Here is an 18,838-nt window from a genome sequence, read left to right on the forward strand (position 1 = left end):
TTTTTATTGAGTCTTAATAATCGGTGCAAATATATGATTATTTTTAATTGTTCTAAATTAAATTTATATATTTGCGAAAAATTTAAAAACAAAACAATAAGTTATGATTTCAAAAAACCTTTTTTTGTCAGCCACTATGGCTTTAACATGCAGTCTTGGTTTTAGTCAGGATAAAAAACAACAAGACATAAAATCTATTAAATCTATGTGTGGTTGTTATGAGGTAAAGTTCAATTTTACTGAAACTTTTTCATACCCAAAAGATTCTCTTACTTATAAACCTTCTGAAACTAAACATGAATCTGCTTTAGAATGGGTAGAGTTATTAGAAGATACTCCTAACAAAATCGTAATGCAGCATTTATTGATCGTGAGTGACGATATGATTATCAAACACTGGAGACAAGATTGGCTTTACGAAAACACAGACTTATATACATTTGATAAAGGAAATTCTTGGAAATATAAAAAATTAGATAAAAAAGCGGTTAAAGGCCAATGGACTCAAAAAGTATATCAAGTAGATGACAGCCCGAGATATGAAGGGTCTTCAACATGGGTTCACGTTGATGGACAAGATTATTGGGCAAACGTTGCTGATGCACCGCTTCCAAGAAGAGAGCAGACAAAACGTAATGATTACAATGTTTTAAAAAGAAGAAATATTCACGAAATCACTGCTACAGGTTGGAATCATGAGCAAGACAATGATAAATTGGTTCGTGACGATGCTGGAAAAGATGTTTTATTGGCGCAAGAAAAAGGATTTGATGTGTATACTAAAGTTCCAGATGTAAAATGTATCGCAGCTCAAAAATGGTGGGTAGCAAATAACGCTCTTTGGAAAAACGTTCGTGATAAATGGCAAACTCTTTTTGACAGACATAAAGATCTTAACTTAGAAGCTAAAGTAGACAGAAAAGCACTTTACTCTTTATTATTTGATTTAAAACCAGATACTGCAAAAGCAGAATCAGATGCTATTATTGACAAATTTGTTAAGTAATTAGAATTAGTTGTTAAAATAAGAAATCCGGAAGTTTAAAAAGCTTCCGGATTTTTTTATTAGTTTTTATCTAATTACTGAGCGCACTCTGAATAGGTAACAGCGTGTCTTGATAAATCTGTCCATTTTGGATCTGCTGAAGATGCAGTGATTAATTTGTCACATCCGCTCCACAATGTTGCAAACTCTTTTTTGTATTCTTTTTTCTTTAATAAAAATGCAGGTGCATCTTTTTTAGCAACATAGTAAGATTTAGCATCTCCACCTACAAATTTAACGCCTCCAACTCCTAAAGAAGTAGTTTCTTTTGCATGTGGATCACAATATATTTTAAATTCTTTACTGAATGCAGGGTTTAAAAGTTGCATTAATAATTTTGATTTTTTCTTTTTGATTTGCACATCAGCAGTTTCAAAGTATGCGTAACCTTCTTTTAAGTACTCTTGGTTAAGTTTATCATCGTTCCATTTTTGAAAATCTGTACCAAAATCAATTTTTTTAGTCAAATTATCAAGTCCACTAGGTGGTAAATACATATACTTAATATCCTCTGGTTTTAGTTTGTGCTTTTTTCCAGCTGCATCTTGTAACTTAATAAATTCAATTAGTCCCTTTTCTCTGTCAATATCGCGAATAGTTCCGCTAAGTTCTGTTCCGTCTGCTAGTGTAATGTAAGCTGTTTTACTGTGTGAAAATCCATAAGATGGGTTAATTAAATCTTGAGCTTTTGTTGCTGTAAGTGCAAAAAGAAGCATCATTAAAAGTAAAGATTTTTTAATCATTGTTTTTGGGTTTAAATTTTGCCTACTCTCGCGATTTTCGGCTTCCTCGTATTTATTTTATAGGATCATAAGCCGATTTTTCTCTTTTGTTTATTGGCACTTTTAACTGAAAAATAACCAATTATTTCTTACTGTAAACATACTTATAAAAATGACATATACAAATCTCGTTACTACTTTTTTACACGAAAATTCTTTTAAAAAAAAATCCGAAAGTTTTAAAAACTTCCGGATTTTTTTTTAATCTATCTATTATTGTTTATATCTTTCGGTATTAATGGGTTTGCGTCAATTTCAGCCTGAGGCATCTTTAAGAAAATTTTGCTTACCGTAAGCTACAACCACAACCTCAATTCTTTTCCACTTTCTTGCATTTTAACATTCAAAACAGAACTAGTTAATGGTTAATCGTCATCTTTAAAACCCATGTAAGAAAACGTCAAAACATCTCCCATATTAGCGTTTATTATATAAAATGAATATTATGAAAACAAGACTGATGTAAAACTTATATAATTACATTGTTACACTGATAAAAAACATAACAAAATTATTTAGGAATTCCGCCAAACATGTGCCCTATAAGCCCAAAAAGCAATAAAAAAAGCCAATAGTTTTAAACTATTGGCTTTCTTATTCTTAACTCTATTTTTTTTTACATTCTTTCAGGAACTTCAATTCCTAACAATTGAAATGCAGATTTAATTACTTCGGCAACTTTTTGCGAAAGCTGCACTCTGAATATTTTTTTCGTCAAATCAACTTCACCTAAAATATGAACAGATTGGTAAAAAGAGTTATATTCTTTTACTAAATCGTACGTATAATTAGCAATTAATGCTGGACTATGATTTTGGGCAGCATTCTGAATTACTTCTGGGAAAAGTTCGATTTGTTTTACCAATTCTTTCTCTTTTTCATGTAATTCTTCAATTTCAATTTTATTAGAAAAATCAAAATCGGCTTTACGGATGATTGACTGAATTCTTGCGTATGTATATTGAATAAACGGACCTGTATTTCCTGCAAAATCTACCGATTCTTCTGGGTTGAACAAAATACGTTTTTTCGGATCTATTTTTAAAATGTAATATTTCAGAGCTCCTAAACCAATCGTTTTGTACAATTTTGCTTTTTCTTCGGCAGAATAGCTGTCTAATTTTCCTAAATCTTCTGAAATTTGTTTTGCCGTATCGGTCATATCTTGCATCAAATCATCAGCATCTACAACAGTTCCTTCACGGCTTTTCATTTTTCCAGAAGGTAAATCTACCATTCCGTATGATAAGTGATATAAACTTGAAGCCCAATCAAAACCTAATTTCTTCAAGATTAAGAATAACACTTTGAAGTGATGATCTTGCTCATTTCCGACCGTATAAATCATTCCGCCAACATCTGGCATATCTTTTACACGCTGAATTGCTGTTCCGATATCTTGTGTCATATAAACCGCTGTTCCATCAGAACGTAAAACAACTTTACGATCTAAACCTTCGTCGGTCAAATCAATCCAAACAGAACCGTCTGGATCTTTTTCAAAAACACCTTTATCTAAACCTACTTGCACAACATCTTTACCCAAAAGATAGGTGTTGCTTTCGTAGTAATATTTATCAAAATTAACTCCAAGATTGCTGTAAGTTGTTGCGAAACCGTCATAAACCCATTCGTTCATTTTTTTCCAAAGAGCAATCACTTTTTCATCGCCAGCTTCCCATTTCTTAAGCATATCTTGCGCTTCGATAATAATAGGTGCTTGTTTTTTTGCTTCTTCTTCCGTTTTACCAGCTTCTACCAAACCGTTAATTTCGTTTTTGTAAGCTTTATCAAACTCTACATAATATTTACCAACTAGCTTATCTCCTTTTAAACCAGAAGTTTCAGGAGTTTCTCCGTTACCAAATTTCTCCCAAGCTAACATTGATTTACAGATATGAATTCCGCGATCGTTGATAATTTGTGTTTTATAAACTTTTTTACCAGAAGCTTTTAGAATTTCTGCAACAGAATATCCTAATAAGTTGTTACGAACGTGTCCTAAGTGTAAAGGTTTATTGGTGTTTGGAGAAGAATACTCTACCATAATTGCCTTTTCTTCTGGGTTTGCAGCTACAAATCCGAATTGTTTTTGATCTTTTATTCCGTTAAAGAAATTTACATAATAACTGTCCGAAATAACAATATTCAAGAAACCAGAAACTACATTAAAGCGAGCAACCTCAGAAACATTCTCAACTAGATAATTTCCAATTTTATTTCCCAATTCAGCCGGATTGATTTTGATGACTTTCAATAAAGGAAAAATTACCATTGTAATATCTCCTTCAAACTCTTTTCTAGTAGTTTGAAACTCGATTTTATCAACAGTAACATCAAATAATACTTGTATTGCTTTTTGTATAGAAGGTGTAAGAATTTGTGATAATGACATGTAAACTTATTTTTTAAGTGAGCAAAGATACTGCTTATTCATCAATTAGAGAAAATCAAAAACATATTAAATTCAAGAAAAGAGTTTCGATTTGACAAAAAAGCACATTTTTTAATTGTTAAAATTATCAAAAAATCAAAAGCGTAATCTCTTACAAAACAGCCTATGAGAAAAAAAATATTTTTTTTTCTTCAATTTCTTGTAACATATCAAATGCAAAAGAGTCTTACATAGTGATTTCAATTTTTATTGAAGCCAGAAAAAAACAAAAAAGAAAAACTAACAAAACGAAAATCATCATCAATCAAATCAAAAAATAATCAGTAAAAAAATCATGAAATTAAAATTCTTTCTGTTTGCGTTATTAGGTATAATCGCAACTGCACAAGCCCAGAATACTGGAAGTATTTCTGGAAAAATTACAGAAAAGTCGAACAACGCGCCGATTTCTTATGCAACTGTTTCGCTTAAAGAAAATGGAAAAGTAGTTTCTGGAGTAAATACAGATGACAACGGAGACTTTTCATTTAAAAACATTGCTTTAAAAAATTACACAATAGAAATTCAATATATCGGATTCAAGAAATATATTGGTTCTGTAATTTTAAGCGAAAACAGAAAAACAGCAACCGTAAATGTTGCTCTTGAAGAAGAAGCGACTCAGTTAAAAGGTGTAAATATAGTTGCTGAACGTTCAACAATTGAACAAAAAATTGATCGTAAAGTAATTACTGTTGGTAAAGATTTAACAACTGCTGGAGCTTCTGCATCTGACATTATGAGCAATATTCCATCTGTAAATGTAGATCAGGACGGAAAACTTTCGCTTCGCGGAAATGACAATGTACGTGTATTAATTGACGGCCGTCCATCGAACATTGATCCTGCTCAATTATTGAAACAAATTCCATCAACTTCTATCAAAAAAATTGAGTTAATTACAAACCCAAGTGCAAAATACAATCCAGAAGGAATGTCTGGAATTATTAATATTGTATTGCATAAAAGTGCAAACACTGGTTTTAACGGAAGCTATAGCGGAGGTATTACTTTTGGCGAAACGGCAAAATACAATCAATCGCTTGATTTGAACTACAAAACTGGAAAAGTAAACTTCTTTGGAAATGGAGGACAAAACTTTGGAACGTATTATAACAAAGGTAGAATCTTAAGATTGGATCAGGATGTAGAACAAAATTTGAAAATTTCTAACGAAAATGATAATTACTTATACAAGTTAGGAATGGATTATTTAATTAATGACAAAAACACTTTGTCTTTCTATACCAATCAAAATAAATCAACTGGAAACGGAAATGTAATTACTAATATCGATTACAACAATGGCGATCCAGATATTTTAAACATTTACCAAAATTCACTTTACAAAGGGCCAACAAAAACTGGAACTTACAATTTGGCATACAAACATATTTTCAAAAAAGAAGGACATACTTTAGATTTTGAAGGTAATTACAGTGATACGAAATCAGACCAAAATGCAAGTTTTGATACTAATACAACAAGACCTGATAACACTTCAAATAGTGTAATTTATAGCGATCAAATTGGTGATCAAAGAAAATTGAGCACAATAAATGTTGATTATGTAAATCCATTAAATGACAAAACCACGCTTGAAGCTGGTGCAGAAGCTAGAATTACTAGAACAAATAATGATTATAATACTGGTAATCCTTTAGTTCCTGTTGACGAAAGAGTTTCAAATTATACTTACGATACTGATATTTATTCGGCTTATGTGACTTTTGGTCAAAAATTCAAAAAATTCAGTTACCAATTAGGAACTCGTTTTGAGAGTTATAAAGTTCAAGCAAATTTAAACCACGGCCAAGATAAATTTAATGATGATTATATTACTTTATATCCATCAGCTTATTTGACATATAATTTGAATGAAAAGAATGTTCTTCAATTTAGCTATAGCCGTCGTGTTGACCGTCCAAGTATAGAGCAAACTAAACCAATTCGTGAATTCTCAACTCCATTAGTAACTTCATATGGAAATCCTGAATTAAGACCTCAGTTTACAAATTCGGTAGAGGTTAATTATACTAAAACACTTGAAAAAGGAAGTGTTACTGCAGGTGTTTATGTAAGAAGCATTAATGATCAAATAAGCAGAACATTGAGTCCAGATCCAAATGATCCGTCTGGATACAAACAAATCTTGAGCTATACAAATTATGATCACAATAGTGCTTATGGTTTTGATGTTTCGTTAAATTATAAATTGACAAAATGGTGGGATATTCAACCGTCTATCGACTTTTCGAGCATTAAACAACAAGGTATTGTATTTGAATTTGATCCAGCAACTAGCACAAGTTCACCTCTTGAACGTAGCGTAACAACTACAGCTTTTAACGCTCGTATGAACTCTAACTTTAAACCTACAAAACGCTTAAGTTTCTTGCTATTTGGTTTTTACAGAGGACCTGTTGAAGATGTTCAGCAAAATCGACATGAAATGTACAAAATGGATATTGGTTCGCGTTACACATTGCTAGACAACAAAATGAACATTAGTGTACGTTTTAATGATGTTTTCAAGACAATGAAATATGCTTTTGATGGAATTTATCCTTATCCTCAAACAGGTCAGTTTTCTTGGGAAAGCAGAACGGTTTATTTAGGTTTGACTTACAACTTTGGAGGAGGAAAAATCAAAAACTTACAGCGTAAACAAAGAGAAGATAATACTAATAAAGGTGGGGGTGGAATGTTCTAATCTTACCTAAAAAGATTTTTTTTAAATAATTTTTGAATAATTTCTTGTAGAAAAAAAGTCTGGAGATTGCCACCTCCAGACTTTTTTTGTTTTATTAAACTTATAAAAAATTACACAGTTCTTTTATTTCTTCTGGATTTGCAGTTTCAGAATTATCTGTAATTGCTGAAGAATGATAAAAAGTAAGATCTAATTTTTCTTGCAGCAATTTGATGTTGGAAGACCGTAAACCACCACCTGGCATAATTTCTATTCGATCGCCTGCCAACTCCTGAAGCCTTTCTAAAGCCAAAATTCCTTCTTCGACACTTACGCCTTGACCAGAAGTCAAAATGGTTTTAAAACCACAGTCTATGATAGATTCTAGTGACTTTTCTGGATTTTTAACCACATCAAAGGCCCGATGAAAAGTACATGAAAGCGGATGCGCTAAATGAACCAATTCTTTATTCTGCTTTTTATTTATTTTTCCGTTTTCTTTTAAAATTCCGAAAACAAAACCGTCAACCCCTAGTTTTTTATATTGTTTTATGTCTTGTTTCATTTCTGTGAGTTCTTCATCAGAATAAACAAAATCTCCACCGCGAGGCCTAATGATAACATGCATTTTTATATTTATACTTTCGCGAACTTTTACTACCAAAATAGAATTTGGAGTAGTTCCTCCCAGTTTCATATTTTCACATAGCTCAATTCTATCTGCACCGTTTGCCTGAGCAATCAATGCCGATTCATAATTAAAACAAGCTATTTCTAGTTGATTTTTTTTCATTTTGATTTTATTAAAAGGGCTTCTATTTCACTCAGCCTCAAAAACTTTAAAACAATTAAGTTCAATCTTTGTCACCCTGAGCGGAGTCGAAGGGCGCTCCTATTGGAACGTGGGCTTCGACTCCGCTCAGCCTGACAAGTCGCTTGTATTCTACTGAGCAAAATCGACTGCTAATTTACTATTAAACATCCTTTTTATTAAAATTTTCATGAGTTGTTTTATTCAAACATTGAGAAAGTTTTTTCAAGTCCTCCCATTTATCTTTTATTATAGCTTCTTTCTTTTTTCTGCTCCAGCCTTTTACTTGCTTTTCAAATGCGATAGCTTGGATAACATCATTAAACTCAGTGCAAAACACTAACTCTAAAGGTCTTTTTTCAAAAGTATAACTTTCTTTATTCAAGCCATAATTATGTTCATTTAGTCTCCTATTTATATCATTTGTCATTCCTGTGTAATAACTTCCATCGGAGCATTTCAAAATATAAACGTAATATCTTTTCATAGTTTTTATTTTCAAAAAAAATAAAAGTAAGAAATTTAATTCAAATCATTAAATAAAAGAACGTGCCAATTGGAATGTGGGCTTCGACTCCGCTCAGCCTGACAAATCTGTATAAAAAAACCTGCTCCTAATAAGAAGCAGGTTCTAAATATAATGTAAGATGAATTAATTTACCATTTAATAATAGCGCTTGCCCAAGTAAATCCACTTCCGAAGGCTGCTAAAACTACAGTATCGCCAGATTTGATTTTTCCTTCTTCCCAAGCTTCAGTTAAAGCAATCGGAATAGATGCAGCTGTTGTATTTCCGTATTTCTGAATATTATTATGAACTTGATCGTCTGTCAATTTGAATTTATTTTGAATAAACTGCGAAATTCTCAAGTTTGCTTGATGCGGAATCAACATATCGATATCTGAAACCTGAAGACCATTTGCTTCTAATCCTTCATTGATTACTTCTGCAAAACGAACTACAGCATTTTTAAATACAAACTGCCCATTCATATAAGGATAATAACTTTCGTCATTCGGATCATTATCTGCAATAATGTCTGTTACCCAACGCGCTCCCATTCCTGGTGCTTGCAATGCTAATTCTTCAGCATGCTGGCCTTCAGAATGTAAATGTGTAGATAAAATTCCTTTTGTTACATCTTCTTCACGGCTTAAAACTGCTGCTCCTGCTCCATCACCAAAAATTACAGAAACTCCACGTCCGCGAGTTGTCATGTCTAATCCTGTAGAATGAACCTCAGAACCAATTACCAAAATATTTTTATACATTCCGGTTTTGATATATTGATCTGCAACAGAAATTGCGTAAACAAATCCTGAGCATTGATTTCTAACATCTAATGCACCAACTGTTTTTAGACCTAAATCTCTTTGAACCAAAACACCTGGGCCTGGAAAATAATAATCTGGGCTTAAGGTAGCAAAAACTACAAAATCAATATCTTCTTTGGCTACACCAGAACGCTCGATTGCAATTTTAGCTGCTTTTACTCCCATTGAAGTCGTAGTGTCTTCTCCACGGATAATGTGTCTTCTTTCTTGAATTCCTGTTCTTTCCTGAATCCACTCGTCATTAGTATCCATGATCTTAGACAAATCATCGTTAGTCACCACATTAGAAGGAACATAATATCCTAAACCAGCTATTTTTGAATGATACATAATCTATTATTATTTATTAAAAAATTGGATTGCAAATTTACGCATACTTTAAAATATACGTACACAAAATACTATTTTTTTCGTTATTAGCAATTTAATATATTTTAATTCTAAAGCAACTTATAATCATTTACTTCTTGAAAAGGCAATTTTCGGACATAAATATTGAAAAAAATGAAAAATCAGATACAAGTTGTAACAAGACAAAAGTATATTAGACAAACATTTTGAATACCATTTTATAAACTCATAAAATTAAAACTATGAAATTAAAGGTTACGCTGTTTTTATTTTTAAACATAAGCTTTTTCTCTTTTGCTCAAGAGAATCTAGTTTATCAAAAACCTTCGAAATCTATTTTAGATTTGGCAGATTACCAAAGGCCTCCTTCGGTATCTATGGATACAAAAAAAGAGAACATGCTCTTAATGTATCGCAATACTTATAAAACGCTAGAAGATCTAAATCAAGACGAAGTTAAACTGGCAGGTTTAAGAATTAATCCTGTTACTAATATTTCAAGCACAGCAACTTACTTGATCAATCTTAAACTAAGAAAAATAAGTGGAAAGGAAGAAATTCAAGTTAAAGGCTTACCTGAGAATCCGAAAATAACAAATATTCTTTGGTCACCAAACGACAAAAAAATCTTATTCTCTCATACTACAAATTCGGGTGTTGAACTTTGGGTTTTGGATGTGGCAACTGCCCAAGCAACAAAACTTACAGAGGCTAGAGTAAATGCAAACCTTGGAAATCCGTTTAACTGGTTTTTGGATAGTGAAACTATATTAGTAAAAATGCTTCCTAAAAACAGACAGCCACTTTTGGATTCTAAAAAAGATTTGCCTACTGGGCCAATTATTTCAAATACTTCGGGAGAAAAATCTCAAAACAGAACGTATCCAGATATGTTGAAAAACAAAAACGACGAAACTAATTTTGAAAACTGCATAACTTCTGAATTATACAAAGTAAAACTAAATGGTGATGCTGTTTTGTATAAAGATGCCGCTATGTTTGCTGGAGAAAGAATCTCACCAGATGGTAATTACATTATGCTTACTACCATTCAAAAACCATTTTCTTATGTAGTTCCTCTGAATAGATTTCCATTCAAAACCGTTGTTTACGATTTAAGCGGAAGAGAAATTAAAACGGTAAACGAGGTTCCTTTAAACGAAATTATGCCAAAAGGTTTTATGGCTGTTCGAAAAGGAAAAAGAGAAATGGCTTGGAGAAACGATAAACCTGCGACATTATCGTATGTTGTAGCTTTAGACGAAGGAGATCCTGCCAACAAAGTTGATTTTAGAGATGAAGTTTTTCTTTGGGATGCACCTTTTGACAAAGAAGCAACATCATTGGCAAAAACACCACAACGTTTTAGTGACATTACTTGGGGAAATGATAATTTAGCAGTCCTTTCAGAAGAATGGTATGATACGAGAAACACCAAAACATTTTTGATTAATCCTTCAAATCCAAATCAACAGCCAAAATTAATCACAGACAGAAATTCTCAAGATGTTTATTCTGATCCTGGAGTTTTTGAAACAAGAAAAAATGCCTACAACAAATATGTTTTAGCTATCGAAAAAAATAACCTTTACAGAATTGGCGAGGGTTATACCAAAAATGGACAATTCCCTTTTGTTGACGAATTCAATCTGGAAACTTTAAAATCAAAGCGCATTTATACTTCTCCATACAAAGATAAAAAAGAAGATATTTTAGAAATTGAAGATTTTAAGTCTGGAAAAGTCTTAGTTATGATTCAGTCAAAAACAGAATATCCGAATTACTATTTCAGAAATATTAAAAAACAAAACAGCTTAACACAAGTTACTGATTTCAAGAATCCGTTTGAAAGCATTAAAGACGTTAGCAAAGAAGTTATTAAATACAAACGTAAGGATGGATTGGAACTTTCAGGAACTTTATATCTACCTGCTGGTTACGATAAAGCTAAAAAAGAAAAATTGCCGCTATTGATCTGGGCTTATCCAGCAGAATATAAAGATAGAAATAGCGCTTCTCAATCGACTCAAAATTCAAACGAATTCACTTTTCCTTATTACGGATCATTTGTGTATTGGGTTACAAAAGGCTATGTGGTTTTAGACGATGCCGCTTTTCCGATTATTGGAGAGGGAACTACAGAACCGAACGACAACTTTATTTCGCAATTAGTCGATAATGCAGCAGCGGCTATTGACGCTGTTGACGCTTTAGGCTATATCAATCGTAAAAAAGTAGCTGTAGGAGGACATTCGTATGGAGCCTTTATGACAGCAAACTTACTAACGCATTCTGATCTTTTTGCTTGCGGAATTGCAAGAAGTGGTGCTTACAACAGAACTCTAACACCATTCGGATTCCAATCTGAACAACGAAATTATTGGGAAGCTCCAGAAGTTTACAATGCAATGTCTCCATTTATGAATGCAGAAAAAATGAAAACTCCGATTTTATTGGTTCACGGAGAAGCAGATAACAATCCCGGAACTTTTACTTTGCAGACAGAACGTTATTTTCAAGCATTAAAAGGTTTAGGAGCGCCTGCTAGAATGGTTATTTTGCCAAAAGAATCTCATAGCTATGTTGCTAAAGAAAACATTCTTCATTTGCTTTGGGAACAAGATCAATTCTTAGAAAAGTATCTAAAAAACTAAATTCATAATTTGATTCCAAAAGTAAACCCGACAGATTTTTAAAACCTGTCGGGTTTATTATTTTAACAATTAGAAATCATATAATTTTCTAATTGACACATCCTCTAATTATAAATAATTTAGTGCTAGAAAAACTTCTTGTTCAAGCGGCAAATCTATTTCGCTTTCAAAGAAAATCAACTGTCTTTTATAAACAGTTTCAATTAAATAATGGCTTCCTCTAAAATACGTTCTCCTAATTTTTACCATTAATTTTGACTCCGAAACCATTTTAAATTGATGCGGATAAACTAGCGTTTTATGAGTCTCGTCCGGATAAGACAATAATAAATGAGTCGGAATTTCATTTACTTCTCCAAACAAAGAAGCCACGTACTTAACCTTTGGATCTTCGTATATTTTTGAAGGATCATCTTTTACCAATACTTCTCCATTTCTCATTACTATTGCTTGATCTGCAAAAGACAAAGCATCTGTACTATCGTGCGTTGCAATAATACAAGTAATTCCTTTTTGCTTTAGGTAACGGAATAAATTACGGCGCAAAGCATTTTTTCTAAAAGCATCAATCTGACTAAATGGCTCGTCTAACAAAATCACTTCTGGCTCTAAAGCCAAAACTCGAACCAAAGCAACTCTTTGTTGCTGTCCTCCGCTTAAGAATTTGGTCTTAACATTGGCAAACTGATCCATTTCTACCATCTCTAGCAATTCCTGAACACGAAGTTTTTTCATGTTTGCAAAACCATTAGATAAAAACTTGCCCACGTTTTCTGCAACCGTTTCATATGGAGACAAATCAAAATCTTGTGCCAAATATTTCATATAAGGCATTCCTGGAATCAAATTAAATTTTGGTCCCAAGATAGGTTTATCACCATAAAAAATGTTTCCCTCGTTCAAATCATATAGTCCATATATAAGCTTGAGCAGTGTGCTTTTTCCGCAACCACTCTCGCCAATAATGGCAACGTTCTGACCTTTTTCAATAGAAAAGGAAATATTTTTTATAACGGGGCTTTCGGTGTACGAAAAAGATATATTTTGAATGTCAAGCATGAGTTGTAATATGAGACGTCAAATTTACAATGTTTAATTTCTAAAGTCAAAAAAAAGCTGCTTCAATTATTGAAACAGCTTTTTTTATGATTTATTTTAATTAGAAAGTTATTTTCCAGCTTCTGCTTTAGCATCGTTTACCATTTTGTCGTTTGCTGTAATTGAGAATTCAACACGACGGTTTTGCGCTCTTCCCTCTGGAGTATCATTTGTTGCAATTGGATCAGCGATTCCTAAACCTGAAGTTTTGAAACGGCTTGCTTTTAATCCTTTTGAAACTAAATACGCTTGCACAGAAGCAGCTCTTTGTCCTGAAAGCGTTAAGTTATACTCTGGTTTTCCAGTGTTATCTGTGTAACCAAAAATTTGAATATCTGTATCTCCATACTCATTAAATACAGGAACCAGTTTATCCAAATTAGCTTTTGCTTGAGATGTCAAAGTTGATTTGTTAGTATCAAAACGCACTGCATTTTCATTCAATGTCAAGTGAATTCCTTCTCCAACTCTTTCAACAGAAGCACCTGGCAAAGCTTGATCAATTTCACGAGCTTGTTTATCCATTTTGTTTCCGATCAATGCTCCAGTTCCACCACCTACAGCAGCTCCAATTGCAGCACCTAAAGCAGCGTTTCCGCCTCGACCGATATTATTTCCTAATACAGCACCAATTACACCTCCTGCAACTGCACCAATTCCGGCTCCTTTTTGTGTATTATTTGCGTTTTTTACCGAATCACAGCTTGTAAAAAAACTAGCTATAACCATTAAACTACTTAAACCTAAAACCGTTATCTTTCTCATTTTCTATATCTTTAAAATATTAATTAGCTCTTTGAAATTGGTAAACTACATCTTTTACCTGACCTCCAACATTGATGTTATCAACTAACTGAAAAGAACTTTCAGTTACACCTGCAACTTTAAGCAAATAGCCATCTCTTACTTTCTTTGCTTTTTCACCTGCATTAAGAATCTTTAATACAAATAAGCCTTGATTGTTAATGCTCCATACAATTGGCGAAGAAAATCCAGTACAACTTGGAGAAGTTAAAGCCATATTTCCTTTATTGTTGTTTGAAATAAAGCTCCAAGTACTTCCAATAAAACATTTTGAATCTGCAAGATCAAATGAATTTACTTTGATATAATCAGAACCTGGGTAAGAAACATTGGTAAGCACCCAATTTCCTTTTAACGCTACTTGAGTCGATTTGTCAAGTTTTGTTGAAAGCGTAGTAGCCTCAGAAGATGAAGCTGTTGACGAAGCTGATTTACACGCAAAAAACATAGCGGCAATCAAGCATATAAAAATACTCTTCTTCATTTTGTACAATTTTTTTTAGATTAATACTTGCCTTTTTAACAATTATTGTACCACAAATATACGATTCATTGAGATATTTTTCGTTTTAGAATCTATTTATTTTCTTTCAAAATTAACATTTCCGCCATTTTGTCACCCAAAATAGAATTGGTATTTTATTTGAACAAATGAAAATCATCAAATTAAAACTCAAAAATTAAAAAATATGGCAACAGGTAAAATTAATGTTTCAGTAGAAAACATTTTTCCCTTAATTAAAAAGTTCTTATACAGCGACCACGAAATTTTCTTGCGCGAGCTTGTTTCTAATGGTACTGATGCTACTTTAAAATTAAAACATCTTATTAGCATTGGTGAAGCTAAAGTAGAATACGGAAACCCGATTATCGAAGTAAAAATAGATAAAGAAGGTAAAAAAATCCACATTATCGATCAAGGTTTGGGTATGACAGCTGATGAAGTTGAAAAATACATCAATCAAGTTGCTTTTTCTGGTGCTGAGGAATTCTTAGACAAGTACAAAGATTCTGCTAAAGATTCTGGTATCATCGGACATTTTGGTCTTGGTTTCTACTCTGCTTTTATGGTAGCTGAAAAAGTAGAAATCATCACAAAATCATACAAAGATGAACCAGCCGCACATTGGACATGCGACGGAAGTCCTGAATTTACTTTAGAACCAGCTGACAAAACTTCACGCGGAACAGAAATCATTCTGCATATTGCAGAAGATTCTTTAGAATTCTTAGAAGATTCTAAAATCAGTGGTTTATTAAACAAATACAATAAATTCATGCCTATTCCGATTAAATTCGGAACAAGAACTGAAACGCTTCCAAAACCAGAAGATGCTCCAGAAGATTACGTTAATGAAACTGTTGAAATTGACAACATTATTAACAACCCAAATCCAGCTTGGACAAAACAGCCTTCTGAATTAACTGATGAAGATTACAAAAACTTCTACAGAGAATTGTATCCAATGCAGTTTGAGGATCCTTTATTCCACATTCATTTAAATGTAGACTATCCGTTTAACTTAACTGGTATTTTGTATTTCCCAAAATTAGGAAGCGATATGCAGATCCAGAAAGATAAAATTCAGTTATACCAAAACCAAGTTTACGTTACAGATAACGTAGAAGGAATTGTTCCTGAATTTTTGACAATGCTAAAAGGAGTTATCGATTCTCCAGATATTCCATTAAACGTTTCTCGTTCTGGTTTACAGGCTGACGGTGCAGTTAAGAAAATCTCAAACTACATTACTCGTAAAGTAGCCGATAAATTAAAAGCTTTATTTAACGAAAACCGTGCTGACTTTGAAGCAAAATGGAACGATATTAAAATCGTTTTAGAATACGGAATGCTTTCTGAAGATAAGTTCTACGAAAAAGCAGGTGCATTTGTTTTGTACCCAACTGTAGATGACACTTACTTTACTTTAGAAGAATTAAAAGAAAAACTAAAAGAAAACCAAACTGATAAAGATGGCAAACTTGTAGTTCTTTATGCTGGAAACAAAGATGCACAGCACTCTTATATCGAAGCAGCAAAAGACAAAGGTTACGAAGTATTGCTTTTAGATTCTCCGATTATTTCGCACTTAATCCAAAAGATTGAAAACGATAACAGCGGATTAACTTTTGTACGTGTTGACTCTGATCATATTGACAACTTAATCAAAAAAGAAGAAAATACGATCTCTAAATTATCTGATGACGAAAAAGCAGCTTTAAAAACTTCTTTAGAAGCTTATATTCCAAAAGCATACAGCGTTCAACTAGAAGCTATGGATTCTCAAGCCGCTCCATTCCTTATTACGCAACCAGAATTTATGCGTAGAATGAAAGAAATGAGCCAAACAGGCGGCGGAATGTTCGGAATGGGTAATATGCCAGAAATGTACAATTTGGTGGTAAATACAAATTCTGATTTGGCTTCAAGCATCTTAAATACAGAAGACAAAACACACCAAGAGCATTTGGTTAAACAAGCATTAGATTTAGCTAAATTATCTCAAAACCTATTAAAAGGTGAAGCACTTACTGCTTTCGTAAAAAGAAGTTTTGAAATGATCAAATAAGCATAAAATTGCTTTCCTAACAAAAGCTGTCCGATTGGGCAGCTTTTTTTTGTTTAAACCAAAACCGATTTTAGATGGTTTAAATCATCTCATTAATTAGCAATTATTATAATTTTTTGTTCAAAAAATCGTTAGGATATCTTATAAATTAACCACTATAGGATTTTTAAATTGTAACTTATTTTTTTATTACATTTGACTGCCTTATTAATCTAATCCAAAACAAAAAAACCATGAAAAAAACTGTCATTTTATTATCAACTATTTGCGCTACAGCATTTTTATATATTTCTTGCTCTAGCGACAATCACGACGAACCAGGAAATTCAACAAATCTAACAAACGTTGGAGCATCGATTTTTGTTGACACTTCTAACGAAATGGATCTTAACACGGGGCTTTTAATTACTACAGCCACTTCAACTACTGCAAAAACTGCAGAAACACCTGCAGGGCTTTGCGCAACTGTAACAATAAGCACTCCAAACGGTGAAGAATATCCTAAAGTATTTTTAGCAGATTTTGGAACAGCAGGATGTAAAGACATAAACAACCTTACTCGAAAAGGACAATTAAAAGTAACTCTTACGGGTCCAATTATGGAAACTGGAAGTAAAATGACAATTGAAAGAATTGACTACTCAATAAACTATACCAAGCTAGAAGGCACTATTGAATACACTAACACCACAACTGTTGCCACTACACCACAATGGACTAGAAAAGTAATAAATGGCAAACTTACAGATATACAGGGAGGAGTTTACATTAATTCTGGATTTTATACCACTAAACAAATTGCAGGCGTAGATACTCCTTTGGTTTTATCTGACAATGTATACGAAATAACAGAAGGCTCACATAAAGTGACATCTGCAAATGGCGAATCAATTACCTTAACAATAAAAGAGCCATTGACTAAAAAATATTCTTGTTTATTTATTTCTAAAGGACAATTGAAAGTACAAGGAGAAATTTTAAACGGAGTAATAGATTACGGAAACAACGACTGTGATGCGATTTACACCTATACACAAGAAAATGGCGCTTCATACCAATTATCAATGTAAGACCTTTTCTTGCATTACTTTAAAATCCCAATTTAGAAATAGATTGGGATTTATTTTTTTATAAAAATAAAACAACAGCCTCATTACATTTAAACTATTTTCTTTATTTTGCACCAAAATCTCAAAAACTAATGAAAAAAACACTAATTGCTTTTGTTACTCTTGCAGTATTAGCATCTTGCAGCAAAAAAGAATCTGCTGCTGACAACCTACACCTTACAGGAAACATTAAAGGTTTAAAAACCGGAACTTTATATATCCAAAGAGTTGTGGATACTTCTCTTGTTGCCATCGACAGTATTAAAATCGACGGAAATTCAACTTTTGAAAGAGATATCAAATTAGAATCTCCAGAGATGCTTTATTTGTTTCTAGATCGCGGTGTAACAAATTCTTTAGATAACAACATCTTATTTTTTGCTGAGCCAGGAAACATGAATATCGAGACCAATTTGGACAACTTCATCACCGGCGCAAAAATTACCGGATCTAAAAACCAAGAATTATACGAAGAGTATCAAAAAATAAATGTTCGTTTTAGAGATGAAAATCTTTCTATGGTAGAATCAAAATTCAAAGCCTTAAAAAGACAAGATCAAAAAGCAATTGACAGCATAGATGCAAAACAACAGTCAAATATCAAGAGAAAATATTTATACGCTACAAACTTTGCTATAAACAATAAAGATCACGAGGTAGCACCTTATATTGCTTTAGCAGAAATTTACGATATCAATTTAAAATTTCTTGATACAATCCAAAAATCGATGACGCCAAAAGTAGCTCAATCTTTTTACGGAAAGAAATTGACAAAATATGTATCTGAAATCAAAAAAGAAGAACAAAAGGCTCCTGCAGAAACTAAAACAGAAACTGCAGCAACTGAAACAAAAAAATAATTTCATTTTATAAAAACAAAAAAGCCCTGAATACTTCAGGGCTTTTTTTTATATCTTAAATCAACAAATTTTAACAAGAAGACATTCATGCTCGCTATTAATATTTTCAAGCGTTAAAAGGCAATTATATCATCAAAATAAAAACAACTTAAATCGATTTTAATTAAACGAAAAACACAAACTCTAAAACTGGAGTTTGATTTTAGGCATAAAAAAAACCACCACATTTCTGTGATGGTTTTTGAGCCGATAGAGGGACTCGAACCCACGACCTGCTGATTACAAATCAGCTG

The 18,838-nt window shown here is 32.5% G+C and carries 14 protein-coding genes; 6 read left to right on the forward strand and 8 right to left on the reverse strand.

Annotated features, from left to right (window positions below; genetic code table 11):
• Positions 1–103 precede the first annotated feature (103 nt).
• Positions 104–1,006, forward strand: coding sequence for a DUF6607 family protein (locus tag JC605_RS23000; RefSeq protein ID WP_198858417.1), 903 nt, complete (start codon positions 104–106; stop codon positions 1,004–1,006).
• Positions 1,007–1,080: 74 nt separating this feature from the next.
• Here JC605_RS23000 and JC605_RS23005 read toward each other — a convergent pair whose 3' ends face one another.
• The gene (locus JC605_RS23005; RefSeq protein ID WP_198858418.1) at positions 1,081–1,788 is read right to left on the reverse strand and encodes a hypothetical protein; all 708 of its coding nucleotides are present in this window, start codon (positions 1,786–1,788) and stop codon (positions 1,081–1,083) included.
• A gap of 655 nt (positions 1,789–2,443) precedes the next feature.
• Positions 2,444–4,222 carry an arginine--tRNA ligase gene (gene argS / locus JC605_RS23010; RefSeq protein WP_198858419.1) on the reverse strand — a complete coding sequence of 593 codons (1,779 nt, stop codon included), beginning with the start codon at positions 4,220–4,222 and terminating at the stop codon, positions 2,444–2,446.
• A gap of 334 nt (positions 4,223–4,556) precedes the next feature.
• Here argS and JC605_RS23015 point away from each other — a divergent pair, with 334 nt between their 5' ends.
• Entirely contained in the window at positions 4,557–6,974 is a 2,418-nt protein-coding gene (locus JC605_RS23015; protein WP_198858420.1) for a TonB-dependent receptor domain-containing protein, read from the forward strand.
• A gap of 100 nt (positions 6,975–7,074) precedes the next feature.
• On the opposite strand, the gene JC605_RS23020 is transcribed toward JC605_RS23015, so the two are convergent.
• From JC605_RS23020 to JC605_RS23030, 3 genes are all read right to left on the reverse strand, one after another.
• A complete protein-coding gene (locus JC605_RS23020; protein WP_198858421.1) occupies positions 7,075–7,746 on the reverse strand; it encodes a copper homeostasis protein CutC in 672 nt (223 codons plus the stop codon).
• A gap of 181 nt (positions 7,747–7,927) precedes the next feature.
• Positions 7,928–8,251, reverse strand: a complete 324-nt coding sequence (locus JC605_RS23025) for a GIY-YIG nuclease family protein (RefSeq protein ID WP_198858422.1) — start codon at positions 8,249–8,251, stop codon at positions 7,928–7,930.
• 170 nt (positions 8,252–8,421) lie between these two features.
• Complete coding sequence (locus JC605_RS23030) at positions 8,422–9,429, reverse strand: 3-oxoacyl-ACP synthase III family protein (protein ID WP_198858423.1); 1,008 nt, start codon at positions 9,427–9,429, stop codon at positions 8,422–8,424.
• A 263-nt stretch (positions 9,430–9,692) separates the two neighbouring features.
• Here JC605_RS23030 and JC605_RS23035 point away from each other — a divergent pair, with 263 nt between their 5' ends.
• Entirely contained in the window at positions 9,693–12,104 is a 2,412-nt protein-coding gene (locus tag JC605_RS23035) for a S9 family peptidase (protein ID WP_198858424.1), read from the forward strand.
• 108 nt (positions 12,105–12,212) lie between these two features.
• Here JC605_RS23035 and JC605_RS23040 read toward each other — a convergent pair whose 3' ends face one another.
• The 3 genes from JC605_RS23040 to JC605_RS23050 form a co-directional block, all read right to left on the reverse strand.
• Positions 12,213–13,163 (reverse strand): ABC transporter ATP-binding protein, encoded by a 951-nt coding sequence (locus tag JC605_RS23040; protein WP_198858425.1) that lies wholly within the window; start codon positions 13,161–13,163, stop codon positions 12,213–12,215.
• 108 nt (positions 13,164–13,271) lie between these two features.
• Positions 13,272–13,967, reverse strand: a complete 696-nt coding sequence (locus JC605_RS23045; RefSeq protein WP_198858426.1) for an OmpA family protein — start codon at positions 13,965–13,967, stop codon at positions 13,272–13,274.
• Positions 13,968–13,986: 19 nt separating this feature from the next.
• On the reverse strand, positions 13,987–14,490 hold the full coding sequence (locus JC605_RS23050) for a lipocalin family protein (protein WP_198858427.1): 504 nt from the start codon (positions 14,488–14,490) through the stop codon (positions 13,987–13,989).
• A 205-nt stretch (positions 14,491–14,695) separates the two neighbouring features.
• On the opposite strand from JC605_RS23050, the gene htpG reads away from it, so the two are divergent.
• The 3 genes from htpG to JC605_RS23065 all read left to right on the forward strand — a co-directional run bounded on the left by htpG (position 14,696) and on the right by JC605_RS23065 (position 18,545).
• Positions 14,696–16,576, forward strand: coding sequence for a molecular chaperone HtpG (gene htpG, locus JC605_RS23055; protein WP_198858428.1), 1,881 nt, complete (start codon positions 14,696–14,698; stop codon positions 16,574–16,576).
• A 233-nt stretch (positions 16,577–16,809) separates the two neighbouring features.
• The gene (locus JC605_RS23060; protein WP_198858429.1) at positions 16,810–17,646 is read left to right on the forward strand and encodes a hypothetical protein; all 837 of its coding nucleotides are present in this window, start codon (positions 16,810–16,812) and stop codon (positions 17,644–17,646) included.
• A gap of 131 nt (positions 17,647–17,777) precedes the next feature.
• Positions 17,778–18,545: a DUF4369 domain-containing protein gene (locus JC605_RS23065; protein ID WP_198858430.1), complete on the forward strand. Its 768-nt coding sequence runs from the start codon at positions 17,778–17,780 to the stop codon at positions 18,543–18,545.
• The last annotated feature ends 293 nt before the right edge of the window (positions 18,546–18,838 follow it).

It is taken from the genome of Flavobacterium sp. IB48, assembly GCF_016405855.1.
In the GTDB taxonomy this organism is placed as follows: domain Bacteria; phylum Bacteroidota; class Bacteroidia; order Flavobacteriales; family Flavobacteriaceae; genus Flavobacterium; species Flavobacterium ginsengisoli.

What these genes read in the sequence shown, in the direction of transcription:
- JC605_RS23000 (WP_198858417.1), top strand. Translation starts at nt 104, where the DNA reads ATGATTTCAAAAAACCTTTTTTTGTCAGCCACTATGGCTTTAACATGC.
- JC605_RS23005 (WP_198858418.1), bottom strand. Translation starts at nt 1,788, where the DNA reads ATGATTAAAAAATCTTTACTTTTAATGATGCTTCTTTTTGCACTTACA.
- argS (WP_198858419.1), bottom strand. Translation starts at nt 4,222, where the DNA reads ATGTCATTATCACAAATTCTTACACCTTCTATACAAAAAGCAATACAA.
- JC605_RS23015 (WP_198858420.1), top strand. Translation starts at nt 4,557, where the DNA reads ATGAAATTAAAATTCTTTCTGTTTGCGTTATTAGGTATAATCGCAACT.
- JC605_RS23020 (WP_198858421.1), bottom strand. Translation starts at nt 7,746, where the DNA reads ATGAAAAAAAATCAACTAGAAATAGCTTGTTTTAATTATGAATCGGCA.
- JC605_RS23025 (WP_198858422.1), bottom strand. Translation starts at nt 8,251, where the DNA reads ATGAAAAGATATTACGTTTATATTTTGAAATGCTCCGATGGAAGTTAT.
- JC605_RS23030 (WP_198858423.1), bottom strand. Translation starts at nt 9,429, where the DNA reads ATGTATCATTCAAAAATAGCTGGTTTAGGATATTATGTTCCTTCTAAT.
- JC605_RS23035 (WP_198858424.1), top strand. Translation starts at nt 9,693, where the DNA reads ATGAAATTAAAGGTTACGCTGTTTTTATTTTTAAACATAAGCTTTTTC.
- JC605_RS23040 (WP_198858425.1), bottom strand. Translation starts at nt 13,163, where the DNA reads ATGCTTGACATTCAAAATATATCTTTTTCGTACACCGAAAGCCCCGTT.
- JC605_RS23045 (WP_198858426.1), bottom strand. Translation starts at nt 13,967, where the DNA reads ATGAGAAAGATAACGGTTTTAGGTTTAAGTAGTTTAATGGTTATAGCT.
- JC605_RS23050 (WP_198858427.1), bottom strand. Translation starts at nt 14,490, where the DNA reads ATGAAGAAGAGTATTTTTATATGCTTGATTGCCGCTATGTTTTTTGCG.
- htpG (WP_198858428.1), top strand. Translation starts at nt 14,696, where the DNA reads ATGGCAACAGGTAAAATTAATGTTTCAGTAGAAAACATTTTTCCCTTA.
- JC605_RS23060 (WP_198858429.1), top strand. Translation starts at nt 16,810, where the DNA reads ATGAAAAAAACTGTCATTTTATTATCAACTATTTGCGCTACAGCATTT.
- JC605_RS23065 (WP_198858430.1), top strand. Translation starts at nt 17,778, where the DNA reads ATGAAAAAAACACTAATTGCTTTTGTTACTCTTGCAGTATTAGCATCT.